Below are 24,366 nucleotides of genomic sequence, written 5' to 3'. Positions count from 1 at the left end.
ATAGTGAACCGCCTCAATTCCGCAAAGCGCGCGAACTCGCCGTATCTATTACGAATTTCGAAGCGCATTTTCTGAATCACACCTCGTTTGTTGACACAACGAATCTGTTGACAATCCGTTCGACGCTGGTGAGTGGAGCACTGTTAGATGAAGAGCGACATCATGGGAGTATCGCTCCGTCGCTACGACAGAGGATTAAAGACGCCGCTCAAAGCCATAACGTTTTGACATCCGATGATTTGGCACTTGTAGTTGATTAGGCTCCAAAATCAGCTTTGAAATCTAACTCGAACAGCCAAAAGGTCATCGCACCTGTATCACCGGACTCTCCATCACCCTGCCCGTCAACACATCGGCAATGCCCATATCCGTCTGGTGCGGGCCGATATTGCAGGCGAGCGTGGCGCCGAAGCAGGCCTTGAAGACAAGATAGGGTGGCTGCCATTCCACGACCCTGCCGACGGCTTCGCGCAATACTTCGAAAGCCTTTGCCACGTCTTCAAGCGGGGCGTCGGAAACGAGGCCTGAAAGCGGCAACGGGAGAACTGCGGTGACCTTGCCTTCGGAAGCGACAGCCATGCCGCCACCTGCCGTTATCACCGCATTGGCGGCGAGCGCCATGTCATCGGCATTGCCGCCGAAAACGGTGAGGTTGTGGCTGTCATGCGAGACGGTGGTGGCGAAGGCACCGTTCCAGTTTCCCCAGCCGGTGAGGAAGCCGGTTCTGGTTATCGGCTCGGCCATGCCGTGGCGATGGGTGACGGAAATCATCGTCGCGCCTTCGGGCGGAACGATGAAACCGTCCTTCACTTCGGCATCCGCCTCGCCCCACTGCGTAAAGCGCGGGCGGTCGATGGTGGCGAGGCGCACCTTTGCCCCTTCCGAGGCGACCCGGAAATCATCGGCCTTGCGCAGCAGCAGCTTCATCGAACCTTTGAGGGCTGTCGCATCGCAGGCCTGGACATCGGCGAGCATGTGGCCACCTGCCGCAACTGCTTGGCCATTGGCGAGAACATGACGGGCTGAAAAGCCGCTCAAATCCTCAAAGACGGCGATATCGGCACGGCGACCGGCGGCGATGAGGCCGAGATCGGGGCGGCCCAGCCGTTGGGCGGCATTGAGGGTGGCAGCACGCAGCGCCCATTCGGGCCTCAGCCCGTAACCGACAAGGCGGCGCACCACATCATCAAGCCCGCCGCCCTTCAGCAGATCGTCAGGGAAAACATCGTCGGTGCAGAGCGTTACCGTCTGCGGAAGATGCCCGAGCGCATTCAACGCTTCCACGAATTCCGGAAGCAGGTGATCGTGCGAGCCACGCAGCTCGATGGTCAGCCCTGCCCGCAGCTTCGCCAGAAGGTCTTCAGCGGAGACAAGCTCGTGATCGGAGGAGACGCCCGCCGCCATGAAGGCGTTGAGATCCGCATCTTTCAGGCCACGCGCATGGCCACAGAGCAGCTTTTGCGAGACAAGCCCGGCCTGCACGATGCCGCTCATGCGCGGATCGCGCTCGATGACACCGCGCATGTTCATGATTTCCGCGACACCGCCGACCTGCGGCCATGTCAGGATATCGGCAAGAATGGCAGCATCGAAATCCGCCCCGCTACATTCCAGACCGGGCGCAGACGGCACTGAAGACGGGGCAAGCAGAATGGCGCGCAGCGGCAGGTTCTCGATTGATTTCGCCGCCCAGCGCACGCCATCGACACCATGCACATTGCCAAATTCATGTGGGTCCCAGACGATGGTGGTAACGCCGCGGGCGACAACCGCCGTCGCATAGGCGGCCGGCGTGATCATCGAGCTTTCGATGTGCATATGTGTGTCGATGAGGCCGGGCGAGACATAGGCCCCTGCCGCATCGATGATCCCAGCGGCGTCGCTTCGGCTTGCCCGCTCGTGCACGCTGGCAATCAGCGGGCCGACGATGCCGATATCGGCGGCGCGAAGCTCTCCCGTCACCACATCCACCAGAGTTCCACCGGTGACGAGAATGTCGAAAGGCGCATCACCGCGTGCGGCGCCGACCGCACGGGCGCGCAGCGTGTCGTCGTTGAGATCGGCAGGCTCGGATGTCAAAGAGTTCGCACTCATCGGGCGGCCTCCCGGCGCAGCGCCTCGAGAACCGCCGTCTTCGTACCTTCGGCATCCACCGTCTCGGCGAAATGCGCGTTGAAGGCCTGAGCTTTCTGAGCGCGCGTCTCGACCACGGTTCGCCCGCGCGTCAGCGCCGCCTGAAGCTCGACATCAATCCGCGCATGACGCCAACCGATGAGACCGGAGGTAAAGCCGACGGCGGCCACGGGATCGTAGAGCGCCATGGCGGCTCTGCCACGGCTGGCGGCGATGCCGATGAAACCTTCCAGCAAATCGGCGATCAGCCCGGCATTCTTGCCGCCGGCGTTACGGATCGGCGCTACATCGGCCGCTCCCGCGGTGACTTTGCGACAGGCGTCCAGATCGACCATGCGCAACGGCAGGCCGTGCGAAAGAACGATGGCCAGCGCTTCCGGATCGGCAAAGGCGTTGAATTCGGCCGAGGCCGTGTGGTTGCCGCTCGTCACGCCACCGCCCATCCAGGTGAGTTCGGAAATTCTGGCGGCAAGATCCGGCCGGGCAAGGCACAGGGCGGCGATATTGGTGAGCGGGCCAAGCGCGAGAATACGCTTCTCGCCTGTCCCCTCCAGCCAGCCGCAGAGTGCTGCAAAGGCATCGCTTTTCGGCAGAGCCGGCGCCTCCGGCAGGCTTTGCCCGACGGTCGGAATGCCGCTTTCGCCCAGGATCGATTGCGCTGTTTCCAGCGCACCCAGCACCGGCATGGCGCGGCCCTGATGGAACGGCATCGACCAGCCGAAGGCCGCAACCGCACCCGCGGCATTGCCGGAGACCGCTTCCAGCGTGGCATTGCCGAAGACCAGCGAGATGCCGTCGATGGCAAGACCTGCCGACTGCACCACCATGATGGCAGCGATGTCGTCAAAGCCCATATCGGTATCGATCCACACACCCATGGTCAGCTGAACACCTTGAGGCTCGCCGCCTTGTCAACCGGCAGGTCGAAGGCGAGCGTATCGCCGATGGCGTGGGCGGCCAAGGCGGCGTCCGTTTCCGCCTTGATGGGGCCGAGCGGCGTATCGAGCAGATATTCGCGGCTGTTGCCGGCAAAGGAGGTGCCGCGCACGGTTCCCTGGAAAGGACCTGAACCGAGGGTGACCATGCGCGGCCGCCAGGCCAGTCCAGATGCTGAAGGGACTGGTCCGGTAAGCGGTGTTGTGCCGTTTGCGGTTTTCAACGCGCCGCCATCAAGCGCGAAGATGTTTTCAAAGCCGACGAAATCCGCCACGAAGGACGAAACCGGCGCGTTATAAATCTCTTCCGGCGTGCCGATCTGCTCAATCTTGCCGCCCTTCATGACGACAATACGGTCGGCAAGCGCGAGCGCCTCGATCTGGTCATGGGTGACGAAGATCATCGTCACGCCGGTTTCCTTTTGCACGCGCTGCAATTCGGTGCGCATTTCAAGGCGCAGGCGGGCATCGAGGTTGGAGAGCGGCTCATCGAGCAGAAGCACCTTTGGTTCCATGACCATGGAGCGCGCCAGCGCAACGCGCTGCTGCTGGCCACCGGAAAGCTCCGCCGGCTTGCGCGACGCGAAGCTGGACAAGCCCACCGATTTCAGGCCGGAGGCGACCTTGTCTTCCAGCGCCTTGCCGCTCATGCCCTTGAGTTTCAGGCCGAAGGCGACGTTTTCGTAAACCGTCAGATGCGGGAAGAGCGCATAGGACTGAAACACCAGCCCGACGGCGCGCTTGTTTGCGGCAACGCGAGTGATATCGGCGCCATCGAGATCGATGCGTCCGCCGGCCACCGGCATCAGCCCGGCAATGGCGCGCATCGTCGTGGTCTTGCCGCAGCCGGAAGGTCCCAGAAGCGCGAGCAGCTCGCCCTTGCGGATATCGAGATCGAGGTCCTTGACGGCGACATTGCCGCCATAGGCGAGCGAGACTTTTTGGAGCGAAAGATAATTTGCGTCAGACATAACGGGAGAACCCCAGAAAACGTTCGGCCATGAAGACGATGCCGATGGAAAGGAAGGCGAGCAGCGAGGAGAGTGCGGCCACCGAAGGATCGAAGACGATTTCCATGTAACCGAGCATGTCGATGGGCAGCGTGCGCACACCGGGACCCGACAGGAACAGCGACACCGGCACCTGATTGAAACTCGTTACGAAACCGAGAATAAAGGCTGAGAGAATGCCGCCGCGAATATTCGGCAGCACGACGCGGAAAAACGCCCCCACCCGCGACGAGCCGAGCAGCACCGCCGCCTCTTCGATATCGGAGCGCAGATTGTTGAGGCTGGCCGATACCACCCGCACCGCATAAGGCAGGATGAGCGCTGTGTGGGCGAGAAACAGGGCAAGCGTGATGCCGATGCCGAAGGGCACGACGAAATAACGCAGCAGGGCCAGACCCACGATGATGCCGGGCACGATGATCGGCGCGGAAACGATGGTGCGCACTGTCTCGGCAAAAGGCAGCTTGTAGCGCGACATGGCGTAGGACGCCGGAATGCCGAGGATGAGCGCCGCAAAGGTGCCGCCGATGGCAAGGAACATCGACATGGCGAAACTTTCGCGGAAGCTTTCGACGGTGAAGACCTTGGCGATCCATTTCAGCGAAAAGCCCTGCGGCGGAAAGGCGAGCGTATCGCCGGCCGAAAACGAGGCCGCAACGATGATGAGAAACGGCCCGATCAGGAAACCGACGACAAGAAGGAGCGTGAGCGGAATGAAGAGCTGCCGGGTCATTTCTTATTCCTCGCGGTGGCGATGCGCTTCAAGAGGATATTGGCGGCAAAGCTCATGACGATCAGGATGAGGGCGATGACGCTGGCGGCAACGAAATTGTTGGAGACCGTCACCTGCTGGTAAAGCAGGGTCTCCAGCATCAGCACCTTGGAGCCGCCGAGAATGGCGGGCGTGATATAGGCCGTCAGCGAACCGGTAAAGACCAGCGTACCGCCAACGACCAGCCCTTCCTTGGTGAGGGGCAGGATAACCTTCCAGAACACCTGAAACCAGTTCGCGCCGAGAACGCGGGCGGCCGAGATCGTATCCTTCGGCATATTCTCCAGCGCGCTGATGAGCGAGATGATCATCAACGGCAGGAAGAGTTGCAGAAGGCCGATGAAGACAGCCGTTTCGGAAAACAGGATGCGGATCGGCGCATCGCTCAGCCCCACCGCCTGCAGCGCCTGATTGACGATGCCGGTTCTGCCGAGAATGACGATCCAGGCATAGGTGCGGGCGACCGGCGAGATCATCAGCGGCAGCACGACGAGATTGACCACATGGCCCTTCTTGCCCGACGACAGGTTGACGATGGCAAAAGCCGCCGCATAACCCACCACCGCCGACACGACGGTGACAAGCGCGCCGAGCTTCAGCGTGCGCAGGAAAACCGTCTGGTTCAGCGGATCGGAAAAGAAGGCGGCATAGGCCGACAATGTCCAGCCGTCAGTGGTGCGAAACCCCTCAGACAGCAGGATGAAGACCGGCACGAGAAAGACCGCCGCCGCGAAAATTGCGGCGGGCAAGGCAAGCGCCAGCGCTTCGGCCCGGTTCTGAAACATTGGTTTATTCCCTGAACGGCCTCAAAGCCGGTTGTTACGGCAGCCGGACGCACCGGCCTGAGAAATTGGAAGGTGGAAAAGCGGTCAGGGGACGACCGAACCGCTTTTCCGGGAATGGAGCCGCCCTTCCGGACGATGCCCCATTCCAAACGGTGAAGGCCTTACTGACCGACCTTCGCGTTCCACTCCGACAGCCACTTGTCGCGGTTATCGAGCGTTACGTCGGAAGGAATGAGCTGCAGGCTTTTTGCTGTTTCGTCGCCATAGGTGATGTTGTTCGCCACCTCGTCGGAAACCTTGACTTCCCTGTTGGTCGGGCTGTCCACCAGCTTTTCGGCCAGCGCCTTCTGAATATCGGTCGAGAGCCAGAAATCCATGAACTGCAACGCTAAATCTTCGTTCTTCGTGCCCTTCGGCACCACGAGCACATTCATGCCGCCGGTCTGGCCTTCCTTGGGTGTTGCCCAGGCAAGCGGCAGATCGAGCTTGGTGAAAGGCGCCCAGGAGAAGCGGCCGATGGGGGCTGCCCAGATTTCTTCCTGCTGCATCAGCTGCACGAGCTGCGACGACTTGACGTAGAAGGTGACGATATCGTCCTTCTTTTCACCCACGGCCTCGATAGCGCCGGAAAGATCGGCCGTATCCTTGCCGATGGCCTTGCCGAGCATATAGAGCGCCGGCGGGCCCTGGTTGGTGGTGACATTCGGGAAAGCGACGTGGTCGACGATATCGTCCTTCAAAAGATCGGCCCAGCTGTCGATCTTCATCTTGTCGGTGCGGTAAACGATTGACGTGGCGTAGAAATTGACGCCGACGCTCATGCCGTCGCCATTCGGATCCTTGGCGATGTCATAGAGCTTTTCGATATTCGGAACCTTGGACGCGTCGATCTTCTGGATCAGGTCCTTGCGGGCGGCCGACAGCGCATCCGCCATGGAAACGATGGCGAGATCGACCACCGGATTGGCCTTGTTGGCCTCCATCTTGGCCAGACGCTCAACGCTGTTGCCGGTCTCGACGACCAGCTTGCAGCCGCATTGCTTTTCGAACGGCGTATAGACCAGTTCCTTGAATTCGTCCTGCGCGAAGGCGTAGACGGAAATCGTCAGCGCCTTGTCCTGCGCCTGCGCGGCGCCCATCGTAAACATTAGGGCGGCGCCCGATGCAAAAATGATCTTTTTCATGGTGTGAGTTCTCCTGCTGTCGTTTTTTTGGCTTCAATCGCATCATGCTTTGCCTTGCCGGTGGAGCCGCGCATGATCAGCGCCATCGGTACTTTCGAGATGTCCGCCGCCACATCGACGGCGACGCCGTTTTCGCCCGCGCCGTCGATCGCGCGCAGCAGCGCGCCGACAGCGAGATCGGCGATGCGGCCCATATCCATGCGCATGGTCGTGAGCGGCGGGGTGACAACGGCGGAAAAGATGAGATCGTCGAAGCCGGTGACACTGGCCTCTTCCGGCACCTCGATGCCCTCGCGCTGCAATTCGGTGAGCACGCGCAGCGCATGCAGATCGGAGACGGCGGCAAAGGCGGTGAACCCTTCGGCAACCTTCTTTGCAAGACCAAGCCGGCAACCCGCACCGTCAGCCTTTTCAATAGCGTCCACCCAGAGCGTCTGCGTCACGCAAGCCTTGCCAAGACCATCGCGAATGCCGCCGAGACGGTCGTTCTGCACGTTGGAATCGCGGTTCTTGCCCACCAGCACCACCTTGCGATGGCCAAGCCCGGCCAGATAGTCGCCGACCTGCCAGCCGCCATCCCAATGGTCGGCGGCGACCGTGTTGCCGGGCGTCGAGGGGCTGTCGATCACCGCGACGGGGCAATCGACATCGGCAATGCGGGTGCCGCGGCGGGGAACGATAACCATGCCATCCACACCGCGTTCGACCAGCCGGTTGATCGCATCCGTCTGCATGGCGATTTCACCGCGCGAGTCGGCGATCAGCACACCGTAACCGGCAGTGACGGCCGCCTTCTCGATGGCCTGCGCGATCTGCGGAAAGAGAGGATTGGCAATATCCGGCAGCACCAGCCCCAGAACACCGCTTTTGCCGGTGCGAAGCGCCCTGCCCGCTGAACTCGGCACGTAGCCCAGCTCGCTTGCCGTCTTGCGAATGCGCTCCACCAACTCCGGCGAAACGCGGCCCTTGCCCGACAGCGCATTGGACACGGTTGCCGCCGACACGCCGAGTGCCGCTGCTATCGCGCTCAGATTGGTGGCAGGCCGTGACGACGCCATAATGTTCCGGAAAGGCTGATTAAACGTTTAATCACGATAATAGAGCAAGGCCGCCCTGTCGAGTCCGGTGGAGGACAAAATCGGCGAAAACCCGGGCATAAAGTCTAACTGCCCGAAAAAAGTGCGATTATTTTTGTGGGTCGTCGCTATTCGCTGTGCGGTAAGCTTCCACCTGCCGCACCAGCCAGTCACGAAACAGCACGACCGGAACGTGATTGGCGCGCGAAAGCGGCGCCACCGCATAATAGGAGCTGGGGCTTCTGGCCTGATGATCGAAGGCTTTCACCAGTTGTTTCGATTTCAGCTCGTTATCGATCAGGAAAAGCGGCATCAGCGCCACGCCCAGTCCGGCGATACAGGCCTGCGCCACGCTGGAAAACTGTTCGAACCGCATGCCCTGCGGCAAGGCGAGTGACAGGCCGAGGCTTTCGAACCAGTGGCCCCATGCGCCCGGCCGCGAGGCCATGTGCAAAAGCGGCAGGGCGGCGATATCCTCTCCCTTTTCCACGGGATGGGCGCTGAGGAATTGCGGGCTGCACACCGGCGCGACCATTTCATGCATCAGAAAGGTGCTTTCCGCCCCCGGCCAGTCGGCCTGACCGATATGGATCGCCATATCCAGCTGCTCGCGCTCGAAGTCGAACTGGCCGATGCGTGTGGCGAAATTGATGGTGATTTCGGGGTGGCTCGTCACGAAATCCGGGATACGCGGCAAAAGCCAGCGGGTGCCGAAGGTGGGCAGCATGGCAAGATTCAGCGTATTGCCATGCGTTTTGGTCATGATGTGCAACGATGCGGAGCGTATCTCGCCAAGGGCTGCGGCAATCGATTTTGCATAGGCGCGGCCCTCGGTCGTCAGTGCAACCCCGCGTGCGCCGCGTTCGAACAGGCGCACGCCAAGCTGTTCTTCCAGTGACATAACCTGCCGGCTGATCGCCCCTTGCGTCAGGGCAAGCTCATCGGCGGCGGCGGAAAAGCTGCCGAGCCGGGCCACGGAATCGAAGGCGGCGAGCGCGCTGGTGGAGGGCAGGAGTTTACGGCTGAGAGACGTCATGAGCCATTACTATATGTAATGTAGATAATATTCCACTTCGGAGCATGAGGTCCGCAGAATCTTTTTTTAAAACCGAACAATCATCACCTCAACACCCCCCTAAGGACAACGACATCAACTATGCATGAAGCAAGCCGCAACCTGAAGAGAGCTGTGGCGCAATTGTCCCCAGCGAAATAATGTAACGTCTATCGCGTTAAAAATATTCCGGCGATCTGCCCAATGAAGGGAATATCCAATACGCTTGCTGTAAAAGTACTAATAACAAACACACCGACGCCACCCAAAATTGTACGATGTGTTTTTGACGGAGTAGCTTGATCGACAAGCTCGACTTTGGGAAATGCCCATCGAACATAAGCGAAAGCTATCCTGTATAACCACAGCGAACAAAATGCGATGTATATATAGGCACCGCCAACGACGACGGAATTCATGCCGCTGAAGACTTTCTCGACGAGAGGGGCAAGACGCCAGCAAGCGTAAAGAGCAAAAGGAAGGCCTATAACCGCCAGAAATAGATCATAGGTGAATCGTCCGTGGAACCACGTCCACAACCTATTTCGCTCCTTAATGTGCTTTCTTACTGCACTATCAATACCCGCGCGCCAACCGGATCGATTACCACCTAAATGAAATCCGCTCGCGTTGGCAGTGGGTTCAGAATGAGACGCGGAAACCTCAACGAGACTCGGCGTCGTGAAGTCGAGAAGTATCTCAAATTGATGGAACGGCTCTCCTCCGTTCATCCGTTGGCGATAGGGTAGAATGTTGGTAAGTATAATCTGAGAAATCTGAGCACCCTCATGCGGCGTAGACAACTCGTCGGTGCTATAAAATATTTCTCGAGCGTTATCAGAGTAGTTTACAATACACGCCACCCGATACGCTTCGTCCAATTCCGGCGAACTTTCACCCACTGGGATGTGAACATTTGCGTCGTGCTGCTCAATCTTTCTCTGCTCTTGGACCTCAGCATTCAAGTCAAGCCAAAGGCGCCGTACCGCGCTGAGAGTTATTTTTACAGAACCGAATTGAACGCGAATGGGTAGTGCGGCCATGACTCACTCTTCGAGTTGATACACAATCTATAAGGCAAGACATTGGAACTTTCTCTCGCGCAGTACATGAATCCACAGCAATACCGGCAGAACTCCTTTATTAACCTCCAAACACAGTCAACACCTCGCGTTCATCGCGTAAACAAACGCGGCCTTCTGGAGCCACTATACATTGTCAAGCTATTGAAAAATAACATTTCTGATATTTTCAGTTATTACTATATGTAATGCAAAAATGAGTAAACATGGCTTGTGCCGACTGGCTCGAATACCAATAATCCGGCCAGCAAATCCGGAGGCATCACGTGAGCGAACACGCAGCATTCAATTGGCAGGACCCTTTTCTGCTCGAAGACCAACTGAACGACAACGAGCGGATGATCCGCGACGCCGCGGCCGCCTTCGGCAAATCAGAACTCTTGCCGCGTGTCTCCGAAGCCTATCTTTCCGAGACCACCGAACCGGAACTGTTCCGCCTGATGGGCCGCACCGGCCTTCTCGGCGTCACCCTGCCGGAAGAATACGGCGCGGCCAATGCAAGTTACGTGGCCTATGGTCTCGTCGCCCGTGAAGTTGAGCGGATCGACAGCGGATACCGCTCTATGATGAGCGTGCAGTCCTCGCTCGTCATCCATCCGATCTTCGCCTATGGCTCGGACGAGCAGAAGAAGAAATATCTGCCCGGCCTCGTCTCCGGCGAGCTGATCGGCTGTTTCGGCCTCACCGAGCCGGATGCCGGCTCCGATCCCGGTGGCATGAAGACCCGGGCTGAAAAGATTGCCGGTGGCTATCGCCTGCGCGGTTCGAAAATGTGGATTTCCAACGCGCCAATCGCCGATGTCTTCGTCGTCTGGGCGAAATCGGAAGCCCATGACAATCAGATCAGGGGCTTCGTGCTCGAAAAGGGCATGAAGGGCCTCTCGGCGCCCAAGATCGGCGGCAAGCTGTCGCTGCGCGCCTCCATCACCGGCGAGATCGTTCTGGACGGTGTGGAAGTGGGCGAAGACGCGCTGCTGCCCAATGTTTCTGGCCTGAAAGGCCCGTTCGGCTGCCTCAACCGTGCGCGTTACGGCATTTCCTGGGGTGTCATGGGTGCGGCGGAAGATTGCTGGTTCCGCGCCCGGCAATATGGTCTCGACCGCAAGCAGTTCGGCAAGCCGCTCGCCGGCATGCAGCTTTACCAGAAGAAGCTCGCCGACATGCAGACCGAGATTGCGCTCGGCCTTCAGGCGTCGCTGCGCGTCGGCCAACTGATGGACGAACACAAGATGGCGCCGGAAATGATCTCCATCGTCAAGCGCAACAATTGCGGCAAGGCGCTGGATATCGCACGCCAGGCGCGCGACATGCATGGCGGCAACGGCATCCAGATCGAATATCACGTCATGCGCCACGCCCAGAACCTAGAGACGGTCAACACCTATGAGGGGACCCATGACGTCCACGCGCTGATCCTCGGCAGGGCGCAGACGGGCATTCAGGCGTTTTTCTAAGGCTTTCTCCGCGTCGTTTCATCAAAAAAAGGCCTTCGAAGATCACTTCGAAGGCCTTTTGCTTTCAAATCCGGCAATCGCTCAGAACGTGCCGCGAATACCGACGCCGAACATGCGCGGTTCGGTCATGCTGGCCTCGATGCCGCCAATGCCGCGGTTCTGCTGCATATAGGTGGGCGCACGCTCGTCGAAGATGTTCTTGACATAGGCATAAACCTCCATCTCTTCCTGGAACCTGTAGCTCGCGCGCACATCGGCGATCGTATAGGGATCGATGGCATAGGCAGCCGTATTGGCCGTGTCGGAATAATAGCCGTCAATATGGCGCACCTGTCCCGAGACGGTGAACTTGTCTGTCACATCCCAACTCGCGCCGACGCTGAACATGAAGCCGGGCGATTTCGCGAATTCATTTCCGGCATAGCTGTTATTGCTGGAAATCTCATCAATCTCGGTCTTCAGCACGCCCGCGCTCGCCTTCAGCGTCAGATTGTCGAGAACGTGATAGTCGGCGCCGAGTTCCAGACCATAAGCATGCGCCTTCTGCGCATTGATGGTGTAGGACTGGGTGATGCCGGATGAGATGACGACCGGAATATTGTACTGGGCGTTCTTGTAGTCCATGTAGAACAGGTTGCCGTTGAGCGTCAGCCGGTCATCCAGTATTTTCGCACGTGTATAAAGCTCGTAATTCCATATGGTTTCCTTCTCGAACGGCAACCATTGTCCCGACGAGATGTTCAGCGAAATACCGCCGGGATTATAACCACGGCTGATCATGCCGCCGACGGTCCAGTCGTCATTGATCGCATAAGCGAGAGATGCCTTGGGCAGCAGTTCGGAAAAGGTCTCGTCAAAATCCACCGCACGGGCTGAATAAACCGAGCGACCCGAACGCTGGATGCGGTCGGTCTGGTAACGCAGGCCGCCGGTCATTGTCCACTGGTCCGTAAGACGATAGCTCAGCTCGCTGAAGATGCCGAGATTGTCCTTGGTGTCGTCGAACGTCGAAAGACTATTGTTAAATCGCCCTGTAAGTCGAAGAAGCTCGTCAGCCTGACTATGCGCGTAATAAATACCCGCGACACCGCTCAGCACGTCTTCCTGGTCACCGAAGGTCACGCGTGTTTCGTGAGAAGCGTTCGTCTGGTCGATATCCGCATCGCCGTTGTTCACGACACCAACCCGGCGTCTGGCGTCCGAAGCGGAGAACTGCGTCTGGTTGAAGAGTTTCACGCCGTTCTCGAAATCATAATTGATGTCGAGAATACCGGTGTGGGTGTTCTGGCTCCAGCTTGGCATGGTGGTGGTGACGTGATTGAGATCCTCGAAAGGACGCGACGCCGCTTCCTGGCTCGGTCGGTTGGCGGCATTATAGGAATAGGTAAGCTTGGTCGTCAGCCCGGGAATCTCCGGCGGTTCCCACAGAAGCTTGAAACGCGCGTTGAACTCCTTGAAGTCCTGATCCGTGCCCGCATGCGCGAATCCCGAATTGATATAGTCGATGAAAGTGTCGCGGCCGGAATAATCAACCGCCAGACGCGCCGCCAGCTGATCCTCGACGAGCGGACCCGAAAGCGCAAATGAGGCCCGCTTCTGGTGGTAATTTCCGATTTCTGCCTGATAGGAGGCTTCCGGCGTGAATGTCGGATCCTTCGTGTTGACGACGATCGCGCCGGCAATGGCGTTGGCGCCCTGCGAGGTGGTTTGTGGGCCACGGAAAACTTCGATGCTTTCAACGTCCCAGATGGAAGTCGCGCCATAGATGAATTCGTTATAACCGAGATAGTGGCCGTCCACATTGATGGTGGCGCGTGGCACGGTGCCGGCGAAAAATGCCGTCGCGCCCGTATTCGGGCCCTGCGTATCCAGACCGCGAATGATCGGGGCGCTGACATTGTCGGTGTAAACGACGTTCGGAATATCCTTGATCGCTTCCGATACGGTCGGGTCGCCGGTCTTTTCTTTTCTGATTTCCTCGGCGGATTTGACAGAGACGGACGACGCCGTGTTCTTCATGTCGCGCGCCACTTTTTCACCGGTCACCACGATCGGCTTCAAGACGGTGGTGCCCGCCGCATCAGCCTGCTGATCCTGACCGAGAACCGGCGTCACAAATAATGTCGCCAGCGTCAGAGCGCTGACCCCGCTCATCAAACGACCGTTAGAACTGAACCCCATCACAAACCCCTAATAAACATGAGTATTAAAGTCATCTTCAAGTAACGGAAGCGTTATCCGTTTCGCAATAGAGAATGCGTTCTGTATTGCGGACAAAAAGGCTTCCGTAACGGGATGTGCCATATTTACAACAAAGTTTACCCGCCGCCGCTTGTGCACCCGCAGCGTTTCGAAAGGGAACAGCATAATTCCGTCCGCAGAAATCGATTCCGATTTCCGGCCCGATGCGTTAGGCATGCTCAACAAAACGGGGGAACGGGCTTGAACGCCATGGATGACGATACGGACAATCTGCCGGAAAACGAGGGCGAAAAGCGCTCGGCCCTCATCCAGTCAGTGTCGATCGCGGCGCGTTTTCTCAATCTGCTTGCCAGATCGGATACGGCGCTTGCCCTGGGCGAACTGGCCAAACGCGCCGGCACCGGCCGCTCCACGGCGCATCGCTATATGCAGAGCCTCGTGCGGGAAGGACTAGTGATACAGGATCCCGCAAGCGGTAGTTACGATCTCGGACCCGCGGCGCTCGGAATAGGCATCAGCGCGCTCAGGCGAATCAATCCGGTCGAAACCGCCGGCCGCCAGATGAATGCGCTTGCCTCCAGGATCGGCGCCAGCTGCGGCGTGGCGATCTGGACCGAACGCGGCCCGACCGTGGTGCGATGGGCGAGAAGCGCTAGCTTTTCCATCAGCACCGTGGCGCTCGGCGATGTTCTGCCGCTCGACAACAGCGCCTGCGGGCTGGTTTTCCAGGCCTACCTGCCGCCGGACAGGATCGCCGCCGTGCGCAGGTTGCAACCGGCCGCTTTTCGCGGCTCCCGTCCCGATGCCGGCATTCTGGAAACCATCCGTGAAGCGGGTGGCGCGGAACTCAATGAACATCTGTTCTCCGCCCTGACGGGCAAGGCCGCGCCGGTTTTCGACGCACAGGGCGAACTCTGTTGTGTCGTCACCACCGTATCCTTTGTCGCAACCGCTGAGACCGAACGGCATTTTTCCCGGCTGATCGAAGCCGCCGGACAGGCGACGGCCGAATCCGGCGGCGCGTAAGCCTATTCGGCCAGATGTTCCGCAAAGGTGCGGCCGGAATAGGCCGTGCGGAAAAGCCCGGCATCGGCGAGCTTCGGCAACAGCCGCTCCAGCACCAGCCGCATGGACGCCACCGAACCTCCGGGCACCGCGACGAAACCGTCGATCGCCCCGGCAGCCGCCCATTCACGGATGGCCTCAAAGGCATCTTCAACGGTGCCGATGATCTGCCAATGGCCCGACCCCATCACTTCCGGACGCCGCAATAATTCCGCAACACTCAGCGTCTCCCGCTCGATCAGCCGGCGCAGCAGGCCGGCATGGGTGCGGCTTCGCGGTGTCTCGGGCGGCGGCGGCAGGTCGGAGGCGGTAACGATCCGCGTGAGCGGCCAGTCCGTGAGATCAAGACCCGTCATATCGCGAATGGAGGCAAAGGCGCGGGAGCGGTTGGCGCGGGCGTGGGTCTCCGTAAAGAGTTCCAGCGCCTCCCTGCCGGTCTCCGCCAGATAGAGGCTGAGGCCCGGCATCATCTTCACCCCGTCGGGGTTGCGGCCGTGGCCCTCGGCACGCCGCCGCAAATCCGCCCTGAGTTCGATGGCCGCCTGCATGTCCGGTGTGGAGGCAAAGACAGCATCGGCCACCGACGAAGCGAAATCGCGGCCCTCGGGAGAGGCGCCCGCCTGCACGAGCGGAATACGGCTGGCATGGGCCGGCAGGTTGAGCGGGCCTTTGACGCTGAAATGCCTGCCCTCATGCGCCACCGGATGCACCAGCGAAGAATCGGCGAACCGCCCGCTTTCCCGGTCGAGTTTGAGAGCTTCGTTCGGAAAACTCGCCCATAGCGCTTTCACCACCTGCGTGAATTCGGCGGCGCGCTCGTAACGCTCCTGCGGCGAAGGCATCTCTGTCAGACCGAAATTTTCGTGCCCGTCAAGCGCCGTGACGATATTCCACCCCGCCCTGCCATTGCTCAGCCAGTTCAGCGACTGGATCTGGCGGGCGACCACATAGGGCGGCAGAAATGTGGTCGAAACGGTGGACAACAACCCGACATGGCTGGTTTCCCGTGCAATGGCCGCAAGAAGCATGGTCGGGTCCATGCTGGCAAATCCTCCGCCGGTCTCCAGCCCCTCGGTGCGCAGAAAAAGCGTATCTGGCCGAAACACGAAATCCACATGCGCGGCTTCAGCGCGCTGCGCCAGATCGACGAAATAATCGCTGGAAAACACCCCGCTTATATCACTGTCCGCGCGCCGCCAGGCTTCGCCGCTGAGCCATGTTGGGGCCAGCGACATGCCGACATGAAGCTTGGCTGTGACTGACATGATGCACCTCGACTGAAATAACCGGCAGGAAATCCGCGCGTTGAATCGGCAAATTTCGATTTGTGGAGAGTTTTACTATAGTTTAGTGTCGCTTCAAGACCACACCGTCGCGCCCGCTGGAAAGAAATGCTTTTTCCACGGGTTCGATATTGAAATTCAAATACTTATAACGACCGTGCGGCGTCTCGACGCATGGGCGCATGAATAACAGGAGTTGTATCCGGTGCTTGACGCCACGGACCTTCACGCCAGCTATGGACATGTTTCCGCCCTGCGGGGGCTTTCCGCCCGTTTCAGAGCAGGCCGCGTCACCGCGCTGGTCGGCCCCAATGGCTGCGGCAAGTCGACGCTGTTGAAGACCATCATGGGTTTCGTGCCTTTGTCGTCGGGGGCAATAAGACTTGGCGAGCGCTCGATCGGCGAGATCGGACGCCGGAAACTGGCGCGGCGCGTCGCCTATCTGCCGCAGGAGTGCCATTGCCCTGACTATATGACGCTCGGTGAGCTGATCGAGCTTGCCGGTTACGCCCGTTACGGGCTTGCGGGCGGACCGACCGAACGCGACCGCGCGCTTTTTGCCGAGGCGCTGAAGACCGTCGGGCTGGAAGACAAGGCGAAAGCGCAGGTCAACACGCTGTCCGGCGGCCAGCGCCAGCGCGCCTTCATCGCCATGGTGCTGGCGCAGGATACGGACGTGATCCTGATGGACGAGCCGGTCAATCATCTCGACATGAAATATCAATATGCCGTTCTCGGCCTCGTGCGCGAACTGTCGGACAGGCATGGCAAGACCGTCATCGTCGTGCTGCACGATCTCAACCTCGCCGCCACTTTCGCCGACGATGTCATCATGCTGAAAGCCGGGCGGGTTGTGGCGTCGGGGCCGGTGGAAAGAACGGTCACGCCCGAAAATGTCGCCGAGGTCTTCGATCTCGAAGCCGATATCTTCTCCCGGCAGGGGCGGCTCATCTGCGTGCCCCGGCTGGAGCGGCAGGAACAGGCCATTCCGGCATGACCCCGAAAATAACGCTGATTTTCGCCGCCGCGCTGCTGCTGGCCGCCATCCTCGCCATCAATCTGCTGGTCATGTCTGGCGACATGCCGCCGGCCGAAATCGTGGCGACGCTCTGGCGCGGCGAGGCCGATACCTATGAGCAGTCGGTGCTTCTCTATCAGCAGATCCCACGCTCGTTGATTGCGATCTATGTGGGGGCGACGACGGCCGTCAGCGGCTGTGTGCTGCAGGGGCTTGCACGCAATCCCCTCGCCTCGCCCTCCACCTTGGGACTGAATGCCGGCGCGACGCTCTTTGTGATTGCCGGCGCGCTGGTGTTCGATGTCTCTCCGGAAATACAGGGCCTTGCGGCGCTTGTTGGCGCCGGCTTCGGTTTTGCCGCCTGCTTCGTCGTCGCGCGTCTCGCCGGGCGGGCAAACGATCCGCGCGGCCTGTCGCTCATCCTTTCCGGCGCGCTGGTTTCCATGCTGCTGATCGGCGTGACCAACGCCCTTCTTCTTTCCAACCCCACACGCCGTGCCGAATTCCTGAGCTGGGTAGGCGGCAATATCAACCACGTCTATGCCGAGCGGCTCACCGATTTCTGGTGGGTCGGTGCGATTGCGCTCGTCATGTTGTGGGCGATCGCCCGGCCGCTGACGCTGGTTCTGCTGGGCACCGAAAAGGCCGCTTCCGCCGGTGTGAATGTCACGCGCATTTCCCGGGTCGCGCTCTTCGCCACCATGCTGGCCTCGGGTTCGGCGGTGGCGATCTGCGGCCCCATCGGTTTCGTCGGCCTCATCGTGCCGCATATGATCCGGCCGCTGGTCGGCGTGAATTTCACGCTTGCCCTGCCGGCCTCCGCGCTTGTCGGCGCGGGCCTCTGCATGCTGGCCGATCTTGGCGCGCAAACCCTTTTTGCACCCTATGTGGTCAATACCGGGCTGTTCATGGACCTGCTCGGCGGCCTCGTCTTCATCGTCATAGTCAAGCGCTTCTATCTGTCGCCTTCGGCAAGGGGGCTGTCATGAAACGGCATTTCGCCACCGACGGCAAAGCGGTGCTGCGGCTGCCGAGTGGCCTGCAGATCAGGATCGGCAATCTGAAAGTCGGCCTTGCGCTGATGGTGCTGGCACTGGCGCTGGCCGCCCTGTCCGTCAGCCTCGGCAATACCGAAACGGGCCTCGCCGATCTCCTGCGCGGATTGGTAGGCGGGCATCTCGGCGACGATCAGGCCTATGCGCTGTGGACGGTGCGGCTGCCGCGGATCCTCATCGGTTTCATGGCCGGCTGGAGCGTGGCGCTGGCGGGCGCGATGCTGCAATCCGTCGCCCGCAATCCGCTCGCCGATCCCGGCCTGTTCGGTCTGAGCCAGGGGTCGATGACCACCATCATGCTGCTTCTGGTGCTGGTGCCGACGGCCCCCAAGACGCTGGTGGCGCTTGCGGCGGTCGGTGGCGGTCTGGCTGTCGCCTTCCTTCTCATCGCGCTCGTCGGGCGGGAACGCTCAAGCGGCCTTGCCATATTGCTGATGGGCATTGCAATTGAATCGGCGCTCTCCTCCGTCTCCTCCGTGCTTCTGCTCTACACGCCGGCCGAAACCTCGCTGTCGCTGGCCGACTGGATGGCGGGTTCGCTGTTTCAGGCAAGCTGGCCGACCATCACCGTTTTCGCGCCGCTCTTTGCCGCAAGCCTTGCCGGCATTTTCCTCATCGGGCGCGCACTTGCCGTCTTCGATCTCGGAAATGAAATGGCCATGGCACTGGGGGAAACGGTCAGGCACTCGCGTCCGCTCGTCATTGTTTTTGCGGTGATCCTCAGCGCTTCCTCCGTTACCGCGGTTGGCCCGCTGACCTTTCTCGGTGTCATCGCCCCGCATCTCGCCACTTTCGTTTCGCCCGCCGTCGGCCGCGCCAGGCTTTTCCTGTCGGGGCTGACCGGCGGCATTCTGGTCGTCACCGCCGATACGCTGTCGCGCGGGCTTGTCGCCGATACACCGATGCCGATCGGCCTTGCGCTGACGCTGATCGGCGTGCCGCTTTTCATCCTCACGCTGCGCCTACAGGCGCTGCGCAGAACCGATAGCCACTGAAGACATTAAATAAAGGGAATGCCATGCGAATTGCCATCCTCATCGCCGCACTTCTGGCCGCCGGAACGAGTCTCGCCGCCGAGCGCAGCGTGACCGATGCCGCCGGCCGCACCGTCTCCGTTCCGGAAAAGCCGCAGCGTATCGTCGTCATGCACGAGCCGCTGCTCGGCGTGCCGCTGATGGATCTCGGCGCCAATGTGGTTGGCGCCTATGGCCGCAACAGCGACGGCAAATTCGCCACCGCCGTCGATTTCGTCGACACCGTTCTCGGTGAAGGCCGCACGAAACCGAAGGGTTTCGGCGCTGTCGGCCAGATCGATCTCGAGAAGCTGCGGGCGCTGCAACCGGACCTGATCGTCGCCACGGAAATGGATGGCGGCAAGGCCGAACAGCTTTCCACCGTCGCACCCGTCTATCTGCAAAAGGCAAGCGCCGGTAAAGCCTATGGCTTCAGCGTGGAGGAGGATCTTGCGGGTCTGGTCGGGCGAAGCGATGTCTTTGCCGAGCGCCGGAAGACCTATGACACGAAGCTTGCCACGGTCAAAAAGACGCTGGGCGACGATATCAAGGGCAAGACCTATCTCGCGATCCTGCTGACCGACCAGATCAATGCGGTGGGTGACATGTCCGGCGCGGTGCAGGCGCTGGAGGATCTGGGATATACCCGCCTGAAGATCGACAACGCCGCCTCTTCGGGCGGAATGGGCTCGACCCTGATGATGCCGCTCAGCGCCGATGCCTTCGGCAAGCTCAATCCCGACTTGCTGGTGGTGATGAACAGCTATACCAGCCCCGCCCGCGGTGAGGCCGGAACGCGCGCCGCCCTTGAAAAGATCATTCCCGGCTGGGAGCGTTTCGTAAAACCCGCGCGCGAGAAAAGGATCGTTTTCCTCGATTCCACCAAGGTCACGACGCCTTCCATTCCGAGCGCCCTGCGCACATTGGATGAAGTGGAAAGCTGGGCCAGCCGCCGCTGAACGGCGTTATCCAAAGCCAATCCCGGCACGATTTATGTGCCGGGTATAAACTTGAGTTTTTCGAGAAAGTTATATTGCCGGGGCCGAAACCGCCTGTTATGGTTCGCGCATCTTGACGCAACGACGCCGGAATATCGCGCCGGGCGAGACTCCCCAATGCGCGATCGTCCGGCACGCCGACCCGGGACAGCGATACCGCCGACCCCGTCGGCGATATCCCAGGAAAGACAACAGCATGAGCATGCCAGAAACGATAGGTTCCGCAGCACCGGACCGCACGCCAAAACGCCATCGCCACGCCGTCGCGCTGCGCGCACTCAATGTCGCGCGCGTCGAAAAGCTCAGCCGGTCCATGGTCCGCATCGTCCTGATCGGGCCGGAACTGGAGGGCTTTGTGAGCCTCGGTTTTGACGACCACGTCAAGATGTTCTTCCCCCAGCCCGGTGAAACCGAACCGAGCCTGCCGGTGATCGGCCCGAACGGCCTTGAGTTCCCGCAAGGCGCGCCGCGCCCGCTGGCGCGTGACTACACGCCGCGCAGCTTCGATGCCGAAAAAGGCGAACTCGCCATCGATTTCGCCACCCATCACGACGGCCCCGCCAGCAATTGGGCGAAAGCCGCCAAAGCGGGTGACAAAGCGTGGATCGCCGGTCCGCGCGGCTCTTTCACCGTTCCCTTCACCTACGACTGGCACCTGCTGATCGCCGACGATACCGGCCTTCCGGCGCTGGCGCGGCGGCTGGAGGAAATGCCTGAAGGCACCCGCGTCGTGGCGCTGATCGAGGTCGAAACGGATGCCGACCGGCTGGAGCTCGCGACGAAGGCGGATGCGTCTATCGTCTGGGTGACACAAAAGACGGAGAACGGAACCGACCACGACGCGCTGGCGGGCGCTCTGCGCAAGCTTGACCTGCCGAAGGGCGATTTTTTCAGCTGGGTCGCCTGCGAATCGAAGGCTGCTAAGGAGGTTCGCGCCCTTCTGGTTGAAGAATTCGGCGCCAACCCAAAATGGACCCGCGCTTCCGGTTACTGGCGGCGCGGCGCCAGCGGCGTTCACGATCATTTCGATGAATGAACCGGTAATCGCGGCGGACGCCATGCCGGAGGCGGAAACGATGATGACGGAACTCAAGGCCCTTATCGCCAGGGTTCTCGACGATGAGGTGCGCGACATCGAACCGGAGGACAACCTGTTCGGTCGCGGGCTTCATTCGCTTGCCCTCATGCGGCTGATGCCGCCGCTTTCACAACTTGCGGGAACACGGCTCGATTATGAGGATCTGACCCGGCGGCCCACGCTTGCCGCATGGCAGGCGCTCATCGAACGGTCGCGCGCGGGACGTTGATCTCACGACACAGCACGTTTCGCGCCGGAGCGCGATTCCCGTATATTCCAAGGAGAGGACCATGGCAGCAGACAATACGCGTATGCTCGCACGTCGCATCGAAGAGAGTTTCGACAGGGGGGATGCAGCCCCGCCGAGCCAATACGAAGAACGGGTCTGGTTCGAGCAGTTTCAGGATCCCGATCAGGTCTTCCGCGCCCTTCTCGCCTATCGCATCGGTGAAGAGTGCGATCTGCTGCGTCTGACCTCGGCGCTGAAGACGGTTTGCGAGGTCTGGCCCGAGCTTCGTGCACGCTTTGCCTTCGGCGAGGACGGCACTCTGGCGAAGAGCATCGAAGCCCCGTCCGCATCCATCGTGCAACTGCTGCATGTTCCATCGGCGGGCGAGGCCCTGACCTTGCTGCACGACCTGCAGGCAAGGCCCTTCGATGCCGAAACCGATCCGCCGTTTCAGGCCGTCGTGCTTTTAAGCGAGGGAGAAATCCTGCTGGCTTTTCTGGTCCACGGCCTGCTCGGCGAAGTCCTCTCGCCGCAAATCCTTCTGGAAGGTATTTCCGCCGCCTACGCCGGGGAAGCGCCTAAGCCGCTTTCGCCGCGCGCGGTCGAAAGTGACAGCGTCGACCCGCTTCCGCTCCACTGGCTGCAACGTCCGGCCTCCGGCTCGACCGTCGTGGCGCTGCGGCAAAACGGGATCGACAGGCCGGTGAGCCACAGCCACGGCGTCGATCTTCCCGCCACCCTGCTCGGCCTCAACAGCTCCACGGCGACGAACGCGCTTCTGGCCCGCGCCGGATCGCGTTTTGCCCTTTTCCTGGCAAAAACCGGCGGTCCCGAGACAGTGACCCTGCGCCTGCAGCCCGGCGTCGGCACTTCAATGCCGATGTCAGCCGAGGCTGCGGCACGGGTAGCTGTCTCGCGCGACCAAACGCCCGAACGGGCTGAAAAAGCCGTGCTGTCCGGTCTGGAGCAGCGAAACGACAATGAAGGCGGAACTGCCACCTTCACGCTGCACGCGCTTGCGACACCCGTTCAGGCCACATCGGAGCATGGGATCCAGTTTGAGCACCTGCCCCTGCCCTCCCTGCAATCCGGTCTCGGCCTGACGCTTGCCGCCGGTCCGACAGCCGCCGGCGATATCCGCCTCGAATTGACAGGCGGCAGGGAGACGTCGCCGCATGCGACGGCCTTCCTGCTGGAGCGTTTCGTCAGCCATCTCGAAGGTGGGGCGGATTTTTCCGGCATCGTCCCTCAAAACGCCGCGGCGACACCGCAGCAGGCGACCCTTTCGCCCGCTGCTTCCGGTGAGAACGACGACGACACCGTCGCAACGATCCTTGCGGAATTCCGTGAAGCGCTCGTCTCGCCCGAGATGGGGCCGGATGACGATTTCTTCGATTTCGGCGGCCATTCGCTGATTGCGACGCGCATCATCGGACGTCTTCTCAGCAATCACGGCATCGAACTGCGCTTCAACGACCTGTTCAGCTACCCGACCGCCGCCTCTCTCGCAAGACAGGCGACCCGGCTCGAAACCGCAGCACCCGCGCAGGCGCAGGCAACGGCGAGTGGCTCGCTCACCGCACCGCTTTCGCTGGCGCAGATGTCGCTCTGGAAGGCCTATGCCGCCTTCGGTTTCGGCGAAATCTTCAACATTCCCTTCGCGCTCGATTTCCTCGATCCCGTGGATGAGAATGCCTTCGAATGCGCCTTCCTCGACATTATCGAGCGCCATCCCGGCCTGCGGACCCATTTCTACGTCGAAGAAGATACGGTTCTGCAGAAGATCGTGCCGATGCACGACCTGCCCGGTTACAAATGGTTCTGGACTAGCGAAGAAAGCCAAGGTGTGGACCGGCACGCGGAAGCCGGCTGGCGCTTCGATCTTGCGCGCGAACTGCCGATGCGGCTGCGTTTCCTGCGCGATGCGCAAACCGGCCGCCAGGTGCTTTCCTTCCTCTTCCATCACATCGTGCTCGACGAATGGTCTGTGAACCTGATGATGGACGAGCTGACCGAGGCCTACCGGGCAAGGGCGGCGGGCAAGGCTCCGGTCTTTGCCACCAGGCCGGCACCTTTCCATGAATTTGCGAGAAAACAGGTCGCCTCAGGCGTCAATGCCGGCCACCTTGCCTATTGGACCGATATGCTGCGGGATGCGCCAAAAGGCCTTACCCTCAAGGAACAGGGCGGCACGCCGCACGCGGCATCGCAGGACGAAGCACCGGCAGGCGGCTGGATCGAGTTCAAGCTGGAAAAACATGTTAGCGACGGGCTTTACGCCATTGCCAAGCAGAACAGCGCCTCGCTGTTCAACGTGGTCTATGCCGCCATCGCCGCATCGCTGCGCCATCTCGGCGGGCTGAGCGATCTCGTGGTCGGCACCTCGGCTTCGGGCCGCACCGATAGCGGCTATTTCGATACGATCGGCTATTTCACCACGGTTGTCGCCCATCGCGTGCGTTTCGGCGAGACCATGACCGTCGGCGACCTGATTTCTTCGGTGAAGAACACCATCAACGGCTCGCTGGAGCATAGCGAAATCCCGATCGATCTCGTCGAGGAGGCACTGGGCATGACACCCGGCCGCGACCATCTGTTCGAGGTCTTCATCCAGATTCACGCCAAAAACAAGCTGAATGGCACCCTTGCCGGGCCGGATGGCAAGCCGGTGGAGTTCCGCCAGATCGACCCCGACAAGCATGAATCCATGCTGGGGCTGCAATTCGAGGTGATGGAAGAGACGATCGGCGGCGAGCGTTCCATTCGCGTCTTGATGAGCTACCGTTCGGACCGCTACGGCCCTGACGATGTCGAGCGGCTGCGCCACACCACCAGCCGCATCTTTGGCCGTTTCGCTGAAAACGGCGCTTCGAACCGTGTGTTGACGACACTCGCCTGAGCTGGACTTGGGGCAACGAAAACCCGGCTTTGCGTCGCAGA

General features: G+C 60.6%; 20 protein-coding genes. 9 read left to right on the top strand and 11 right to left on the bottom strand.

All coding sequences use genetic code 11. The features are described 5' to 3' along the window. Positions 1–303: 303 nt before the first annotated feature. From O9X91_RS18460 to O9X91_RS18420, 9 genes are all read right to left on the bottom strand, one after another. On the bottom strand, positions 304–2,094 hold the full coding sequence (locus tag O9X91_RS18460; RefSeq protein ID WP_269833795.1) for an adenine deaminase: 1,791 nt from the start codon (positions 2,092–2,094) through the stop codon (positions 304–306). Beyond that, positions 2,091–3,011 (bottom strand): nucleoside hydrolase, encoded by a 921-nt coding sequence (locus O9X91_RS18455; RefSeq protein WP_142913194.1) that lies wholly within the window; start codon positions 3,009–3,011, stop codon positions 2,091–2,093. Before O9X91_RS18455 ends, O9X91_RS18460 begins: the two co-directional genes overlap by 4 nt. Positions 3,012–3,013: 2 nt before the next feature. Continuing rightward, positions 3,014–4,039: an ABC transporter ATP-binding protein gene (locus O9X91_RS18450; RefSeq protein ID WP_142913196.1), complete on the bottom strand. Its 1,026-nt coding sequence runs from the start codon at positions 4,037–4,039 to the stop codon at positions 3,014–3,016. Further along, the gene (locus tag O9X91_RS18445) at positions 4,032–4,811 is read right to left on the bottom strand and encodes an ABC transporter permease (protein WP_065655279.1); all 780 of its coding nucleotides are present in this window, start codon (positions 4,809–4,811) and stop codon (positions 4,032–4,034) included. Before O9X91_RS18445 ends, O9X91_RS18450 begins: the two co-directional genes overlap by 8 nt. Then, positions 4,808–5,635, bottom strand: coding sequence for an ABC transporter permease (locus O9X91_RS18440; protein WP_142913198.1), 828 nt, complete (start codon positions 5,633–5,635; stop codon positions 4,808–4,810). The genes O9X91_RS18445 and O9X91_RS18440 overlap by 4 nt, the downstream gene beginning before the upstream one ends. Before the next feature lie 161 nt (positions 5,636–5,796). Continuing rightward, positions 5,797–6,819 (bottom strand): ABC transporter substrate-binding protein, encoded by a 1,023-nt coding sequence (locus O9X91_RS18435; RefSeq protein ID WP_269833794.1) that lies wholly within the window; start codon positions 6,817–6,819, stop codon positions 5,797–5,799. Then, positions 6,816–7,877 carry a LacI family DNA-binding transcriptional regulator gene (locus tag O9X91_RS18430; RefSeq protein WP_269833793.1) on the bottom strand — a complete coding sequence of 354 codons (1,062 nt, stop codon included), beginning with the start codon at positions 7,875–7,877 and terminating at the stop codon, positions 6,816–6,818. The genes O9X91_RS18435 and O9X91_RS18430 overlap by 4 nt, the downstream gene beginning before the upstream one ends. 127 nt (positions 7,878–8,004) lie before the next feature. Further along, complete coding sequence (locus O9X91_RS18425; RefSeq protein ID WP_269827371.1) at positions 8,005–8,931, bottom strand: LysR family transcriptional regulator; 927 nt, start codon at positions 8,929–8,931, stop codon at positions 8,005–8,007. 188 nt (positions 8,932–9,119) lie between these two features. Continuing rightward, positions 9,120–9,992 (bottom strand): hypothetical protein, encoded by an 873-nt coding sequence (locus O9X91_RS18420; protein ID WP_269833792.1) that lies wholly within the window; start codon positions 9,990–9,992, stop codon positions 9,120–9,122. Positions 9,993–10,369: 377 nt separating this feature from the next. On the opposite strand from O9X91_RS18420, the gene O9X91_RS18415 reads away from it, so the two are divergent. Beyond that, positions 10,370–11,485, top strand: coding sequence for an acyl-CoA dehydrogenase (locus O9X91_RS18415; RefSeq protein WP_236760909.1), 1,116 nt, complete (start codon positions 10,370–10,372; stop codon positions 11,483–11,485). An 81-nt stretch (positions 11,486–11,566) separates the two neighbouring features. Here O9X91_RS18415 and O9X91_RS18410 read toward each other — a convergent pair whose 3' ends face one another. Beyond that, entirely contained in the window at positions 11,567–13,666 is a 2,100-nt protein-coding gene (locus O9X91_RS18410) for a TonB-dependent receptor (RefSeq protein ID WP_269833791.1), read from the bottom strand. Positions 13,667–13,936: 270 nt separating this feature from the next. Between O9X91_RS18410 and O9X91_RS18405 the strand changes: the two genes are divergently transcribed. Continuing rightward, positions 13,937–14,713: an IclR family transcriptional regulator gene (locus O9X91_RS18405; RefSeq protein ID WP_077984098.1), complete on the top strand. Its 777-nt coding sequence runs from the start codon at positions 13,937–13,939 to the stop codon at positions 14,711–14,713. A gap of 2 nt (positions 14,714–14,715) precedes the next feature. Here O9X91_RS18405 and O9X91_RS18400 read toward each other — a convergent pair whose 3' ends face one another. Further along, complete coding sequence (locus tag O9X91_RS18400; RefSeq protein ID WP_142913203.1) at positions 14,716–16,017, bottom strand: NtaA/DmoA family FMN-dependent monooxygenase; 1,302 nt, start codon at positions 16,015–16,017, stop codon at positions 14,716–14,718. 214 nt (positions 16,018–16,231) lie between these two features. On the opposite strand from O9X91_RS18400, the gene O9X91_RS18395 reads away from it, so the two are divergent. The 7 genes from O9X91_RS18395 to O9X91_RS18365 all read left to right on the top strand — a co-directional run bounded on the left by O9X91_RS18395 (position 16,232) and on the right by O9X91_RS18365 (position 24,325). Further along, positions 16,232–17,032: an ABC transporter ATP-binding protein gene (locus tag O9X91_RS18395; protein ID WP_142913205.1), complete on the top strand. Its 801-nt coding sequence runs from the start codon at positions 16,232–16,234 to the stop codon at positions 17,030–17,032. Further along, positions 17,029–18,042: a FecCD family ABC transporter permease gene (locus tag O9X91_RS18390; RefSeq protein ID WP_142913207.1), complete on the top strand. Its 1,014-nt coding sequence runs from the start codon at positions 17,029–17,031 to the stop codon at positions 18,040–18,042. Before O9X91_RS18395 ends, O9X91_RS18390 begins: the two co-directional genes overlap by 4 nt. After that, a complete protein-coding gene (locus tag O9X91_RS18385) occupies positions 18,039–19,103 on the top strand; it encodes a FecCD family ABC transporter permease (RefSeq protein ID WP_142913209.1) in 1,065 nt (354 codons plus the stop codon). The genes O9X91_RS18390 and O9X91_RS18385 overlap by 4 nt, the downstream gene beginning before the upstream one ends. Positions 19,104–19,126: 23 nt before the next feature. Beyond that, a complete protein-coding gene (locus tag O9X91_RS18380; protein ID WP_142913211.1) occupies positions 19,127–20,080 on the top strand; it encodes an ABC transporter substrate-binding protein in 954 nt (317 codons plus the stop codon). A 235-nt stretch (positions 20,081–20,315) separates the two neighbouring features. Further along, a complete protein-coding gene (locus O9X91_RS18375) occupies positions 20,316–21,155 on the top strand; it encodes a siderophore-interacting protein (protein WP_142913212.1) in 840 nt (279 codons plus the stop codon). Continuing rightward, positions 21,148–21,426 carry a phosphopantetheine-binding protein gene (locus O9X91_RS18370; RefSeq protein WP_142913214.1) on the top strand — a complete coding sequence of 93 codons (279 nt, stop codon included), beginning with the start codon at positions 21,148–21,150 and terminating at the stop codon, positions 21,424–21,426. The genes O9X91_RS18375 and O9X91_RS18370 overlap by 8 nt, the downstream gene beginning before the upstream one ends. 61 nt (positions 21,427–21,487) lie before the next feature. Continuing rightward, on the top strand, positions 21,488–24,325 hold the full coding sequence (locus O9X91_RS18365; RefSeq protein ID WP_142913216.1) for a condensation domain-containing protein: 2,838 nt from the start codon (positions 21,488–21,490) through the stop codon (positions 24,323–24,325). The last annotated feature ends 41 nt before the right edge of the window (positions 24,326–24,366 follow it).

The organism is Agrobacterium salinitolerans (assembly GCF_027498475.1).
GTDB lineage: Bacteria > Pseudomonadota > Alphaproteobacteria > Rhizobiales > Rhizobiaceae > Agrobacterium > Agrobacterium salinitolerans.
Note: the sequence above shows the minus strand (reverse complement) of the source record. Positions and strands in the feature narration are given on the sequence as shown.

What these genes read in the sequence shown, in the direction of transcription:
- O9X91_RS18405 (WP_077984098.1), top strand. Translation starts at nt 13,937, where the DNA reads ATGGATGACGATACGGACAATCTGCCGGAAAACGAGGGCGAAAAGCGC.
- O9X91_RS18410 (WP_269833791.1), bottom strand. Translation starts at nt 13,666, where the DNA reads ATGGGGTTCAGTTCTAACGGTCGTTTGATGAGCGGGGTCAGCGCTCTG.
- O9X91_RS18445 (WP_065655279.1), bottom strand. Translation starts at nt 4,811, where the DNA reads ATGACCCGGCAGCTCTTCATTCCGCTCACGCTCCTTCTTGTCGTCGGT.
- O9X91_RS18460 (WP_269833795.1), bottom strand. Translation starts at nt 2,094, where the DNA reads ATGAGTGCGAACTCTTTGACATCCGAGCCTGCCGATCTCAACGACGAC.
- O9X91_RS18420 (WP_269833792.1), bottom strand. Translation starts at nt 9,992, where the DNA reads ATGGCCGCACTACCCATTCGCGTTCAATTCGGTTCTGTAAAAATAACT.
- O9X91_RS18390 (WP_142913207.1), top strand. Translation starts at nt 17,029, where the DNA reads ATGACCCCGAAAATAACGCTGATTTTCGCCGCCGCGCTGCTGCTGGCC.
- O9X91_RS18380 (WP_142913211.1), top strand. Translation starts at nt 19,127, where the DNA reads ATGCGAATTGCCATCCTCATCGCCGCACTTCTGGCCGCCGGAACGAGT.
- O9X91_RS18370 (WP_142913214.1), top strand. Translation starts at nt 21,148, where the DNA reads ATGAATGAACCGGTAATCGCGGCGGACGCCATGCCGGAGGCGGAAACG.
- O9X91_RS18375 (WP_142913212.1), top strand. Translation starts at nt 20,316, where the DNA reads ATGAGCATGCCAGAAACGATAGGTTCCGCAGCACCGGACCGCACGCCA.
- O9X91_RS18415 (WP_236760909.1), top strand. Translation starts at nt 10,370, where the DNA reads ATGATCCGCGACGCCGCGGCCGCCTTCGGCAAATCAGAACTCTTGCCG.
- O9X91_RS18385 (WP_142913209.1), top strand. Translation starts at nt 18,039, where the DNA reads ATGAAACGGCATTTCGCCACCGACGGCAAAGCGGTGCTGCGGCTGCCG.
- O9X91_RS18365 (WP_142913216.1), top strand. Translation starts at nt 21,488, where the DNA reads ATGGCAGCAGACAATACGCGTATGCTCGCACGTCGCATCGAAGAGAGT.
- O9X91_RS18455 (WP_142913194.1), bottom strand. Translation starts at nt 3,011, where the DNA reads ATGGGTGTGTGGATCGATACCGATATGGGCTTTGACGACATCGCTGCC.
- O9X91_RS18425 (WP_269827371.1), bottom strand. Translation starts at nt 8,931, where the DNA reads ATGACGTCTCTCAGCCGTAAACTCCTGCCCTCCACCAGCGCGCTCGCC.
- O9X91_RS18400 (WP_142913203.1), bottom strand. Translation starts at nt 16,017, where the DNA reads ATGTCAGTCACAGCCAAGCTTCATGTCGGCATGTCGCTGGCCCCAACA.
- O9X91_RS18435 (WP_269833794.1), bottom strand. Translation starts at nt 6,819, where the DNA reads ATGAAAAAGATCATTTTTGCATCGGGCGCCGCCCTAATGTTTACGATG.
- O9X91_RS18440 (WP_142913198.1), bottom strand. Translation starts at nt 5,635, where the DNA reads ATGTTTCAGAACCGGGCCGAAGCGCTGGCGCTTGCCTTGCCCGCCGCA.
- O9X91_RS18430 (WP_269833793.1), bottom strand. Translation starts at nt 7,877, where the DNA reads ATGGCGTCGTCACGGCCTGCCACCAATCTGAGCGCGATAGCAGCGGCA.
- O9X91_RS18450 (WP_142913196.1), bottom strand. Translation starts at nt 4,039, where the DNA reads ATGTCTGACGCAAATTATCTTTCGCTCCAAAAAGTCTCGCTCGCCTAT.